The sequence below is a fragment of the Roseateles microcysteis genome (assembly GCF_036880965.1).
Classification (GTDB): Bacteria; Pseudomonadota; Gammaproteobacteria; order Burkholderiales; family Burkholderiaceae_C; genus JAUASW01.
The window spans coordinates 388,677-400,819 of record NZ_JBAJMV010000006.1 but is presented as its reverse complement, the minus strand read 5'-3'; the positions used below and the strand labels follow the sequence as shown (position 1 = coordinate 400,819).

Below are 12,143 nucleotides of genomic sequence, written 5' to 3'. Positions count from 1 at the left end.
CTGCGCTCAGGCCTCGCCGTGCTTGGTCTCGAAGGCAATGCCCATCTGCTGCAGCAGGGCCGTGGGCAGCACGCCGCCGGCGCAGACGATCAGTGCGTCGTTGGGGCGTGAGAGCAGCCCGCCGCTGCCACGCAGCGACACCGCGTCGGGCGTGATGCGCTCGATCTCGGTCTGCAGCAGCAGCTCAAGGCGACCGGCGGCCGCGGCAGCCTCCAGCGCGCTGCGATTCTTGGGCTTGACGCGGCTGAACGCCTGGCTGCGGTAGGACAGCTGCACCGTCGTGCCGGGCTGCTCGGCCAGCTGCAGCGCGGCTTCCAGCGCGCTGTCGCCACCACCCACCACCATCACCTGCTGGCCGCGGTACTGCTCGGCATCGATCAGCCGGTAGACCACCTTCTGCAGTTCCTCTCCCGGCACACCCAGCTTGCGCGGCGAGCCGCGCCGGCCGATGGCCAGCAGCACCGAGCGGGCACGATGCTGGCCCTGGCTGGTGTGGATCACGAAGCTTTCGCCCTGCGGTTCGATGCGGTCCATGCGCTCGTTGAAGCGGAGCACGAGGCCGGTCTTGCCGACGATGCCGTGCCAGAAGTCCAGCAGCTTCTCCTTCGAGACCTCGCTCATGCGCACGCTGCCCACCAGGGGCAGCCTGACCGGCGCCGTCATTGCGATCTTGGCGCGTGGGTAGTGGTAGATCGCGCCGCCGAGCGAGTCCTCCTGCTCGATCACCGAATAGCGCAGGCCCTTTTCCTGCGCCGCCAGCGCGGCACCGAGGCCGGCCGGGCCGGCGCCGACGATCAGCAGGTCGAGTTCGTCGGGGCCGGCCTTGCGCCGGCGTATCGCATCGACCGCCTGCACGCCCTGGCTCGCGGCCTTTCGTATCAGGCCCATGCCGCCGAGCTCGCCGGCGATGAAGATGCCCGGCACGTTCGACTCGAACTGCGGCGAGACCTTGGGAATGTCGACGCCACGCTTCTCGGTGCCGAAGACGAGGGTGATCGCCTCCACCGGGCAGGCCTCGGCGCAGGCGCCATGGCCGATGCAGGCCGAGGCATTGATCAGGGTGGCGCGGCCGTCGACGATGCCCAACGCTCCCTCGGGGCAGGCGCTGACGCAGCCGCCGCTGCCGATGCAGCGCACCGGGTTGACGACCGGATGCAGCGAGGGTGGCTCGTTGAGCCCGGCCTGGTCGGCCTCTGCGCGTGCCTCGGCGTTTCCGCGCTCTCTCCGGCGGCGCATCAACAGGTGCAGGGCGATGGCGGCGGCGCCGACGCCGAGGTAGAGGGGAAGGTAGGTGCTGCTGCTCATGGGTGTGTGCGGGGCGGTCGGCTGTCGATCAGGCCGCTGATCGGCAGCTCGGGCCGTGGCGCCGCCAGCGCCGCGAGTGCGTAGTGTTGGCTGAACAGGCTGGCCTGGGAATGCAGCTGCAACCATTGCTCACCTTGTGCCTGCTCCGGTGTCCAGTGGCGGCTGCCACCGGTCCAGGACAGTTGCAGTTCGGCGCTGCCTTGCGGCGGCAGCAGCACGCGGACCCGGGTGCCCGGCAACAGCCAGATTGGTGGCTGGCCGGCGAGTTGCACGCGCACGCGGCCGTGGCGGTCATCGGGCTCGGCACGGACCAGGTTCAGCACCCGGTCGCCGGGCTGCAGAGGCTCTTCGGCCTGAGGCCGGTCGGTACACAGCGCCTGGCGAACATGGGGCACGCACAGGCGCTCGCCGATCACCGTAGTGCCGGGCAGGGCGCAGGCGACCAAGGCGGGCAGCGTCAGGGCGAGTGGGATCCAGGGCTTCATGGGACGCTCCTTGTGACCGGGTGGCCGGACAAGGGCCAGAGACGGCTGCTCGCCAGCGCGATGCGGCCCTCCAGCAATTGCCGCTCAATGCGGGCCTGCGCCAGGGCCAACGCTGCCTCCTGCGCCTGGCGGCGTGCGGCCCAGCGGTCGCCCAGCTGCGCTTCACCGAGGGCATAGGCGCGGGCGAGCTTGTCGGCGTGCTGTTGCAGCGCCTCGGCATGGCGGGCCTGCAGGCTCAATTGCTGCTGCGCGAGTTCGAGCTGGCGCAGCAGCTGCTGGGCCCGCAGCTGGGCATCCAGGCGGGCCTGATCGAGCATGGCCTCGGCGGCGGCGGCGCGGGCCGCGGCGGCGCGGCCGGCCTGGCTGCGGCCCTCGCCGCCGATGGGCAGGCTGAGGCTCACGCCCAGCACGCGCTCCTCGCCGCTGCGCCCACGCAATGCGCGCACCGCCAGCACCGGGTCGGGCCGCTGTTCGCGCCGCTCCTGCTCGGCCAGGCGCCGGCTGAGCCGGGCCTCGGCTTCGGCCAGCTGCAGGGCGGCATCCTGTTCTTCGAGCTGCGCCGTGTTGATGTCATGCGCGGCCGGCGCCTGCCAGGTGGTGGGCGGCAGCGGTGCATCGCCCAGCAGGGTCTGCAGGCGCCGCTGCTGTTCGTCGGCGGCGCTGCGGCCCTGGGCCAGGCGCGACTCGGCGCCGGCCAATGCGGCTTCGGCCTGCAGCAGCTCGGCCGGTGCGGCATCGCCCAATTGCTGGCGCCGCGCCAGCGCGGCGACCTCCTGGGCCACGCTGTCGCGCTGCGCTTGCAGCAGCGCCTGACCCTCGGTCTCGCGCCGCCAGGCAGCCCATTGCGCCAGCAGCCGCTCGGCCTGTTCGCGCCAGGCCAGGGCCAGCCGGGCGCGGCCGTAGTCCTCCCGGGCCGCGCCAGCGAGGTCGGCGGCCGCAGCCTTGCCTGGCAATCGCCAGGGGCGCTGCAGGCTCAGTTCCAGGTCCTGGTTGCTGCCGGGCTGCAGCAGTGGTTCACGGCGATGGGCAGCGGCCAGCGATACCGTCCATTCGCCATTGCCGGCGCGGGTCTGGGCGGCCAGGGCGCCCTGTTCCTGACGCCCGGCCAGGGCGGCGCGCCAGGCGGGTGAGGCCAGCAGGGCGGGCTCGGGCGACCAGGCGGCCGGCGTCTGCGCTGAGGCGCTCGACGAGGCGCCCATCCAGCCGCCCAGAGCGGCCGCCATCAGGCAAGGCAAGAGTCGGTGCTTCATGCGAAAGCCTCCAGCTGTTCCACCGGCTGCACCCACAGGCCGCCATCGGTGCCGGCCAGCAAGGCCTTCAGCGCCGCGATCAATGCGGCGCTGTGCTCACGCGCCAGCACCAGCTTGACCTCCACGCGTTCGGCATAGCCCTGCACACGCTCCTCGATGCCCGCCAGCTGCACCAGCGGCCCGCGGGCCGCGACACGATGCACGGCGAACTCGATGGCCTTGCCCGGCTGTTCCATCAGCCAGTCCACCAGGCGCGGCTCGGCGGCGGCTGGCACGACCAGCACCACGCAAACCAGATCACTCATGGGCTTCATCACAAGGCCTCCTTGGCCAGGCCGAAACGGCGGAACATCAAAGGCAGCAGCAGCAGCGTCAGCGCCGTGGACGAGAGCAGTCCGCCGATCACGACGATGGCCAAGGGCCGCTGGATCTCGCTGCCCGGGCCGCTGGCAAACAGCAGCGGCACCAGGCCGCCGGCGGTGATCGCCGCCGTCATCAGCACCGGGCGCAGCCGGCGCCGCGCGCCCTCGCGCACCACCTCGGCCAGCGGCCGCCCGGCCGCCAGCAACTCGTTGAAATGGCTCAGCATCACCACGCCGTTCAGCACGGCGATGCCCAGCAGGGCGATGAAGCCCACCGAGGCCGGCACCGACAGGTATTCGCCCGCCACGCTCAGCGCCGCGATGCCGCCGATCAGGGCCAGCGGCACATTGGCCAGCACCAGCAGGGCCTGGCGCACCGAGCCGAAGGTGCTGAAGAGCAGGAAGAAGATCAGGCCGAGGCTGACCGGCACGCCCAGCGCCAGGCGGCGCGCGGCGCGCTGCTGGTTCTCGAACTGGCCGCCCCAGGCGAGGCTGTAGCCGGCCGGCAGCTTGAGCTCGCGGGCCATCAGGGCCTGGGCCTCTCCAACGAAGCCGACCAGGTCGCGGCCGCGCACATTGGACTGCACCATCACATAGCGCTGGGCCTGCTCGCGGTCGATCTTGACCGGGCCTTCGACACTGCTGAGCCTGGCCACGCCGGCCAGCGGTACAGCGGCGCCCTGGTCACTGGCGATGCGCAGCCGCGCGAAGGCCTCCGGGTCGCTGCGCAGCGATTCCGGGCCGCGCACTTGAAGCGGTATTCGCCTGCCCTCGCGATGCACCAGGCCGGCGCTCTCGCCTTCGACCCAGTGGCGCAGCTCCTGCTGGATGGCCTCGGCGTCCAGCCCCAGGCGGCCGGCGGCGCCGCGATCGATGTCGACCTGCAGGTAGCGCACGCCGTCGTTGCGCAGGGTCAGCGTGTCCTCGGCGCCGGGCAGGCCGGCGATCAGCTTCTCGGCCTGCTGGGCCAGCTGGTTGAGCTGCGCCAGGTCGCTGCCGTAGATCTTCAGCGCCAGGTCGCCGCGGGCGCCGGACAGCATCTCGCTGATGCGCATGTCGATGGGCTGCGTGAAGGCAATATCCACGCCGGGGAAGTCGCTCATCACCTCGCGCAACTGCCCGAGCAGCCAGGCCTTGTCGGGCTTGCGCCATTGCTCGATGGGCTTGAGGACGAGGAAGCTGTCGGTCTGATTGAGGCCCATGGGGTCAAGGCCCAGCTCATCGGCGCCGCTGCGGGCCACCACGTGCAGCACCTCGGGCACGCGCTCGCGCAGCGCCTGCTGCACGCGCAGGTCCAGGGCCACGGTGGCATCGATGCCGATCGAGGGCAGCTTTTCCAGCTGCAGGATCACGTCGCCTTCGTCCATGGTCGGCATGAAGGTCTTGCCCACCCAGGCCATCGCGCCCACGGCGCCCAGCAGGGCGATGGCCGTGCCCAGGGCGAGCGTCCGGCCGTTGGCCAGCGCCCAGTCCAGGAGCCGGGCATAGGCCGGTGCGATGCGGCGCATCAGCCAGGGTTCATGCGGCTCGCCGGTCTTCAGCAGCCAGGAGGCCAGCACGGGCACCACGGTCAGCGACAGCAGCAGCGAAGCCAGCAGCGCGAAGACGATGGTCAGGGCCACCGGGCCGAACAGCTTGCCCTCCAGTCCCTCCAGGCTCAAGAGCGGCAGGAAGACGATGACGATGATGGCGATGCCCGAGGCTACCGGCGCCGCCACGGCGCTGCCGGCGCGGTAGATCAGGTGCAGCACGCCGGCGCGGCGGGCGCGCTCGCCTTGCGCCAGTTCGCTCTCGATGTTCTCGACCAGCACCACGGCGCCGTCCACCAGCATGCCGATGGCCACTGCCAGGCCGCCGAGGCTCATCAGGTTGGCCGACAGGCCGAAGGCGCGCATCAGCACGAAGGTGGCCAGCGCCGCCAGCGGCAGCATCAGGGCCACGACCAGGGCGGGGCGCAGCTGACCGAGGAAGACCAGCAGCAGCACCACGACCAGCACCACGGCTTCCAGCAGGGCGCGGCCCACGGTGCCGACGGCACGGTCGACGAGGCGGGCTCGGTCGTAGAAGACCTCGACCTTGAGCCCCGGTGGCAGCTGCAGTTCGGCAAGTCGCTGCTTGACGCCGGCCACCACCTGGCGCGCATTGGCACCGCGCAGGCCCAGCACCAGGCCTTCGACCGCCTCGCCCTGGCCGTCGCGGGTGACCGCGCCGTAGCGGGTCAGCGCGCCGGCCTGGACCTGCGCGATGTCAGCCAGGCGCACGACCTGACCCTCATGGCGGCGCACCACGGTCTGCGCCAGGTCGTCCAGCGTTCGGATGGCACCCTCGGCGCGCACGATCAGGGCTTCCTCGCCGGCGGCCAGGCGGCCGGCGCCGTCGTTGCGGTTGGCGGCTTGCAGGATCTCGCGCAGGCGCTTGAGCGTCAGCCCCTGGGCCTGCAGGGCCAACGGGTCGGGCACGACCTCGAAGGTCTCGACCCGGCCGCCGAGGCTGTTGACATCGGCCACGCCGGGCACGGTGCGCAGGGCGGGGCGGATCTGCCAGTCCAGCAGACGGCGCTTCTCGGCCAGCGACTGCGGGCCTTCCAGCGTGAACATGAACATCTCGCCCAGCGGCGTGGTGATGGGCGCGAGGCCGCCGGACAGGCCTTCGGGCAGGTCCTTCATCACGGCGCCGAGGCGCTCGCTGACCTGGGCTCGGGCCCAGTAGACGTCGGTGCCGTCCTCGAAGTCCAGCGTGATGTCGGCCAGCGCGTACTTGGAGGTGGAGCGCAGCACGCGTTGGCGCGGCAGGCCCAGCAGCTCCTGCTCGATGGGCACGGTGATGCGCGACTCGACCTCCTCGGGTGTCAGGCCCGGCGCCTTCAGCACCAGCTTGACCTGGGTGCTGGAGACATCGGGAAAGGCGTCGATGGGCAGCGATTCGAAAGCCACAATGCCGGCACCGGCCAGGGCCACGGTGACGATGGCGACGAGAGCGCGTTGGCGCAGGGAGAACGCCAGCATGCCGGCAAACAGATTCATGGCGATGGCTCCGTCAGGGCTTGGCGTTGTCCAGCAGGGCGCGCAGCGCGGCCGTGCCCTGGGTCACCAGGCGCGCGCCCGGTGGCAGGCCTTGCAGCAGGGCTTCGCCGCCACGGCGCTCGACGCTGCTGGGGTGCAGGGCGCGGTAGCGGCCCTGGCCCTCGTCCTGGAAGACCAGCGGTTTGCCGTCGCGCTCGGACAAGGCGCTGGCCGCGATGCGCTGGGGCTGGGCGCCCGGTATCCGTATCTCGACCTCGACCCACTGGCCGGGCCTTGGCGGTGAGCTGCCTTCGTAGCGGGCGCGCAGGGTCACCAGCTGCGTGGCCGGATCGGCCACACCGGCAACGCCCAGAAGCACGCCTTGGCCGCTGCGGCCGGGCAGCTCGATGCGGGCGCCGGGGCGCAGGTGGTCGGCCAGCGCCGCCGGCAGGCTGAGCTCGATCCAGACCTGGTCGAGCCGGGCGATGCGGTACAGCGGCTGGTTGGCCTCGACCCGCTGGCCCACCTGCACCAGCTGCTCCAGCACCAGGCCAGCCATCGGTGCGCGGGCGCGCAGCAGGCCATTGCCATCGCTGCCCGAGAGGGCGAGGGCCGTCTGGCGACCCTCATGCATCAATTCGGCCTGGGCCAGGGCCGCCCGGCTGGCGTCGAGGCGCGACTGCGCGATCAGGCCTTCCCTGGCAAGCTGCTCGTCGCGCTCGGCGGTGCGGCGGGCGCTGACCAGTTGCTGGTGGCTGCCCTCCAGGTCGTGTCCCAGCTCATGGCCCTGCGCGCTGCGCAGCTGGGCCATCAGCGCGCCGGCCGGCACGGCCTCGCCGGGCGCGAATCGCAACTGCTCGACGAGGCCCGGCAAGGGCAGGGCGACGACCCGCTGGGCTTGCGGCGGCAGCGCGGCGCGGCCGCTGGCGCGCTGGGCGGCGCCCTGTTCGGCCTGCGCCAGGGCACTGTGCAGGCCGAGGGCGCGCACCTGGCCATCCTGCAGGGTCAGGACTTGCGATTGCGCAAAGCCAGGCAAGAAGGACAGGGTCAATGCAAACGCCGAGAAGGCACGGATGGGCAACATGAGGGCTCCGATGTGAACGGGCTGGATGCTGAGCAGCACGCCTGAAGTCCAGCTGAAGCCGACGCTGGACCCGCGGTGTTACCTTGGCTGCCTGGAGATTGATGTCATGCGGCTGCTTTTGATCGAAGACGATGAAACCCTGGGCGAAGCGCTCAGCGCCTTCCTGCGCCTGGAGGGTCATCTGGTGGACTGGTTCCAGCGTCTGCTGGACGCCCAGACGGTGATGAGCGAGCCCTATGACGCCTTGCTGGTGGACTGGCAGCTGCCGGATGGCTCCGGGCTGGACTGGGTCAAGCGCCTGCGCGAGCGCGGCGGCACCGTGCCCATCATCATGATCACGGCGCGCGACCTGCTGAGCGAGCGCATCCGCGGCCTGGACAGTGGCGCGGACGACTACCTGGTCAAGCCTTTCCAGCCCGAGGAACTGGCCGCCCGGCTGCGTGCGCTGAGCCGGCGGGCCGTCACGCAGGGCGCACCGCGTGTGCGCCTCGGCGAGGGCGCCGAGCTGGACCTGACGGCCAAGCAGGCCTACTGGCATGGCGTGCCGGTGGACCTGACGGCGCGGGAGTGGAACGTGCTCGGCGCCCTGGTGGCGCGCGCCGGGCGGGTGGTGTCCAAGTCGGACCTGGAGGCCTTGTCCACCGGCTTCGAGGGCGAGAGCAGCAGCAATACCCTGGAGGTCCATGTGTTCAACTTGCGCCGCAAGCTGGGCCGCGACTGCATCGAGACAGTGCGCGGCCTCGGTTACCGGGTACCGAAATGAACAACAAGTTGGAGCATCTGCCCTCGCTGCAGCGTGAGCTGATACGCACGCTGACCCTGGTGAGCCTGGGCTGGATGCTGGCGCTGTTCCTGACCTTGACCTGGGGCGTGCGCCACGAGGTCGACGACCTGATGGACGACACGCTGCGCGAGGCCGGCGAGGTGATCTACGGCCTGGTGGCGCTGCGGCCCAACCTGCCCGACGAGGCGCTGGGCGAACTGCTGCCGGCACCGCCCCATGTGGAGCGAGTCGTCTGGCAGATCCTGGAGGCCGACGGCAGCCTGGTGCGCCGCTCGCATGGCGCGCCCCGGCCGCCGCTGCTTCCCGCCTTCCATGCCGGTCTGTCCGATGGCAGCGGCGGCTGGCGGGTCTATGGCATGCGCCTGCTGGACCGCAACCGCATCCTCTACGTGGCACAGCATGGGGCGGAGCGTTTCGAGTCGCGCTACGAATCGGTGGTCTTCGTCGGGCTCAGCGCGATGGCGGTCAGCGTGGTCTTCGCGGTGCTGCTGCGCCGGCGCGTGGCGGCAGCGCTGCATCCGCTGCGCGGCCTGGCGGCCCAGATCGAGCACTATGACCCGCTGCGGCCCGACACCCAACTGCCCGAGGCCACGCGGGCCGAGATCGCCGTGGTCCGGGCCTCGATCACGGCCCTCGGCGAGCGGCTGGCGCGCAAGGTGCAGCAGGAGCAGGCTTTCGCCGCCCATGCCGCCCATGCCTTGCGCACGCCGCTGGCCGGCATGGACGCTCAACTGGCCCTGGCCTTGCGCGAGGTGGATGAGTCGGCCCGGCCGCGCCTGCAGCGCACGCGCGCTGCCGTTGACCGGCTCAAGCGCGTCGTCACCTCGCTGCTGGCCCTGTTCCGCAGCGGCCATGAGCTGGCCTTGCAGCCGCTGACCCTGGGCGACCTCACCCGCCAGCTGCCGGTGGAGAACCTGAGCCTGCACCTGGAGGGCGGCCCGCCACTGCGCGCCGACCCCGACCTGATCAGTGCCGCGCTGGCCAATCTGCTGGACAACGCCGTGCGCCATGGCGCCACCGACGTCTGGCTGTCCACACGGCGCGAGGGTCAGGTGCAATGCCTCTGTGTGCGCGACAACGGCCCCGGCGTCGATGAAGGCCGCCGCGCCGACTTGCAGGCAGGGCTCGGCGACACCAGCGAACGCGCCGGGTCGGGCCTGGGCCTGCGTCTGGTGGACCTGATCGCCCGTGCCCATGCGGGTTCGCTGACACTGGAGGCGGGACCTGGATTCGCCGTGTCACTGCGCCTGTGGGAGCGCGCGGGGGCCGATGGCCAGCCGATGCAGGGTTGACGCCTGACCCTCAGCCCTGCGCCAGCAGCGTCGCCACTTCGGCCGCCGAGCGCAGGCCCAGCTTGGCGAACACGCGGGCGCGGTGGACCTCCACCGTGCGCACCGAGACATGCAGCTCGTCGGCAATCACCTTGTTGAGCTTGCCGGCTGCCACGCGGTGCATCACCTCGCGTTCGCGTTCGGTGAGGCTGGCCAGGCGGGCTTCACGCTCGGCGGCATTGGCGCCTTCGGCCTGCATCGCGGCTTCCACGGCCAGGGCCTGCTCGATGCGGTCTGCCAGCGCGTTGTCGCTGTAGGGCTTCTCCAGAAAATCGAACGCGCCCTTCTTCAGCGCCTCGACCACCATCGGGATGTCGCCATGGCCGGTCAGGAAGAGCACCGGGTTCTTGAGCTTTCGCTCCAGCAGCTCGTCGTGCAGCCGCGTGCCGGTCATGCCTTCCATCCGCACGTCGAGCAGGAAGACGCCACGCGGCGGCCGGCTCAATGCATCCAATGCGGCGAGCACGGCCGCGCCGCTCTCGAATGCCTGCACCTGCAGCCCGCGCGAGCCGAGCAGAAAGGCCAGCGCATCGCGCACATCGGGATCATCGTCAACCAGCCAGACTTCAGACATGGCTCGGATCCTCCTCTTCTGCAGTCGCTGTCGTGGCCAAGGGCAGGCTGAACGAGAAGCGCGCACCGCCGCCCGGCGCTTCGCCTGCATCCAGCAAGCCCTGATGCGCTTCGATGATGGAGCGGCAGATCGCCAGTCCCATGCCCATGCCTTCGCTCTTGGTCGAATAGAAGGGTGCGCACAGGGCTTCGGCGCCCAGGCCTTGCAGGCCCGGGCCGTTGTCCATCACGTCGATGCGCACAAAGCTGCCGGCCAAGCGGCTCGTCACTTCGATGTGGCGGGGTTCAGGGTGCGTCAGCAAGGCATCGGCGGCGTTGCGCACGAGATTGATCAGCACCTGCTCGATCAGCACAGCGTCAGCCACCACGGCGGGCAGGGCGGGGTCGAGCCGCAAGCTCATCTCGATCTTTGCGCGCGACAGCTCCTTGCTCAGGAGCGCCACGGCATCGCTGATCACGACACCCAGCTGGCAGCGCTCCCGCTGCGGTTCGCGCCGCGTCAGGAACTCGCGGATGCGCTGCACCACGCGGCCCGCCTGCGCGGCCTGCTGGCCCAGCCGCTGCAGGGCATTGAGCACCACCGGGTCCGCGCCGCCCTGGCGCTGCAATGAATTCAGAACGCCGGCGTTGTAGCTGGCGATGGCCGTCAGCGGCTGGTTCAATTCATGCGCCAGCGTGGACGCGACTTCGCCCAGCATCGTCAACCGCGCGTTGTGGGCCAGGGTCTCGACCTGCCGCCGCTCGCGCTCCTCGAGCCGCTTGCGCTGCGTGATGTCGATGATGGAGCCCATCCAGCCGATCTGCTGCCCGGCCGCATCGACCAGCGGCGACTCGAACACCATCACCTCGATCATGTGGCCGTCGCGGTGCACCCAGCGCGCCTCATAGCCCTCGCGCGGCGCCTGGCCTGCGAAGGTGCGGCGGTTGCGCTGCGCCACTTCTTCCAGCGCGTCCGGCGGCCAGTAGGGCATGGGTGGCCTGCGGCCCAGCAACTGCTCGGCGGGCCAGCCGACCAGGTCGCAGAAGGTGCGGTTGACGTAGAGCACCTGGCCTTCGGAATCACGGGCGCGCAGGCCCACGAGGGCCGAGTCTTCCATCGCCGCGCGCCAGGCAGCTTCCGTGCGCCAGGCCGATTCGGCTCGCAGCACCTGGCGCACCTGCCGGCGCAGCAGCCAGCTCGCAACGGCCGACAGGGGCAGGAAGCCGGCGATGAGCACCAGGGCCAGCGGCTTGAGCGCGGTGGGCTGGGGCTCGCGCACGGTCAGCACCAGCGCGGCATCGGTGATGGCGGCCTCGGTCAGCGGGCTGGAGCGCAAGGGGCCGCTGAAGGCCACGCGGTAGCTGGGCCCGGGGCCGGCCGGCATGCGCAGCTCGCCGGTGCTGGCGATCAGCAGCTCGGCACTGTCCACCATCTGCACCTCGTACTTGCGCGAAAGCCACCAGGGCACGCCATGCTTGAGCAGCAGCGACGGCGCATAGCGAACGACCAGGCTGCCCTCTCGCCCTTCGGGCCCGACCGGCTCGCTCAGGTGCAGCGACAGTCCGTCCTCGTTGGCAATGCCCTGGGGCGGCAGTTGCGCGATCTGGCGGTTGCGGCTGTCCAGCCAGGTCACCGAGAGCCAGAGCCGGCGCAGGCCGGTGTTGAGCTCGGGCCGGGCAGCCAGGGCCTCGACGCCGGGCTGCGCGCCGGCCAGGCCGGCCGCCAGGCGGCGCAGCAGCGCCGTTTCTTCGGCAATGCGGCTGCGCAGCTGGGCTTCGGTGGACAGGGCGTCGGTGATCAGCGTCTGCCGCTCCAGCTCGCGCTCGGCCAGCTCGTTGGCCCGCACCCAGGCCAGCACGCCGGCCACGAAGACCAGCGAGAGCAGCAGCGGCAGCGTCCACAGCAGGGAGCGCCAGCCGCCGCGGCGCGGATGGGCGTCTTCAAGAGGGCGGGGCTGCATGCCGCGCAGTCTACGTTTGCGCCCAGT

Annotated in this window: 10 protein-coding genes; 2 read left to right on the top strand and 8 right to left on the bottom strand. The window is 71.2% G+C overall.

The window, feature by feature from the left end; translation table 11 throughout:
- Positions 1-6 precede the first annotated feature (6 nt).
- Genes V3596_RS18495 through V3596_RS18470 form a run of 6 tightly spaced genes read right to left on the bottom strand, consistent with a single transcriptional unit; the run spans position 7 to position 7,488 of the window.
- Positions 7-1,305 (bottom strand): NAD(P)-binding domain-containing protein, encoded by a 1,299-nt coding sequence (locus tag V3596_RS18495; RefSeq protein WP_334279281.1) that lies wholly within the window; start codon positions 1,303-1,305, stop codon positions 7-9.
- Positions 1,302-1,790 carry a hypothetical protein gene (locus tag V3596_RS18490; protein ID WP_334279280.1) on the bottom strand — a complete coding sequence of 163 codons (489 nt, stop codon included), beginning with the start codon at positions 1,788-1,790 and terminating at the stop codon, positions 1,302-1,304. The genes V3596_RS18495 and V3596_RS18490 overlap by 4 nt, the downstream gene beginning before the upstream one ends.
- On the bottom strand, positions 1,787-3,040 hold the full coding sequence (locus V3596_RS18485) for a TolC family protein (RefSeq protein WP_334279279.1): 1,254 nt from the start codon (positions 3,038-3,040) through the stop codon (positions 1,787-1,789). Before V3596_RS18485 ends, V3596_RS18490 begins: the two co-directional genes overlap by 4 nt.
- Entirely contained in the window at positions 3,037-3,345 is a 309-nt protein-coding gene (locus V3596_RS18480) for a DUF3240 family protein (RefSeq protein ID WP_334279278.1), read from the bottom strand. The genes V3596_RS18485 and V3596_RS18480 overlap by 4 nt, the downstream gene beginning before the upstream one ends.
- 8 nt (positions 3,346-3,353) lie before the next feature.
- Positions 3,354-6,425: an efflux RND transporter permease subunit gene (locus V3596_RS18475; RefSeq protein ID WP_334279277.1), complete on the bottom strand. Its 3,072-nt coding sequence runs from the start codon at positions 6,423-6,425 to the stop codon at positions 3,354-3,356.
- A 13-nt stretch (positions 6,426-6,438) separates the two neighbouring features.
- Entirely contained in the window at positions 6,439-7,488 is a 1,050-nt protein-coding gene (locus tag V3596_RS18470) for an efflux RND transporter periplasmic adaptor subunit (RefSeq protein WP_334279276.1), read from the bottom strand.
- A 106-nt stretch (positions 7,489-7,594) separates the two neighbouring features.
- Between V3596_RS18470 and V3596_RS18465 the strand changes: the two genes are divergently transcribed.
- On the top strand, positions 7,595-8,251 hold the full coding sequence (locus V3596_RS18465) for a response regulator transcription factor (protein ID WP_334279275.1): 657 nt from the start codon (positions 7,595-7,597) through the stop codon (positions 8,249-8,251).
- The gene (locus V3596_RS18460; protein ID WP_334279274.1) at positions 8,248-9,564 is read left to right on the top strand and encodes a sensor histidine kinase; all 1,317 of its coding nucleotides are present in this window, start codon (positions 8,248-8,250) and stop codon (positions 9,562-9,564) included. The genes V3596_RS18465 and V3596_RS18460 overlap by 4 nt, the downstream gene beginning before the upstream one ends.
- 10 nt (positions 9,565-9,574) lie before the next feature.
- Here V3596_RS18460 and V3596_RS18455 read toward each other — a convergent pair whose 3' ends face one another.
- Positions 9,575-10,177, bottom strand: a complete 603-nt coding sequence (locus tag V3596_RS18455) for a response regulator transcription factor (protein ID WP_334279273.1) — start codon at positions 10,175-10,177, stop codon at positions 9,575-9,577.
- A complete protein-coding gene (locus tag V3596_RS18450; protein ID WP_334279272.1) occupies positions 10,170-12,116 on the bottom strand; it encodes a sensor histidine kinase in 1,947 nt (648 codons plus the stop codon). The genes V3596_RS18455 and V3596_RS18450 overlap by 8 nt, the downstream gene beginning before the upstream one ends.
- Between the last annotated feature and the right edge of the window lie 27 nt (positions 12,117-12,143).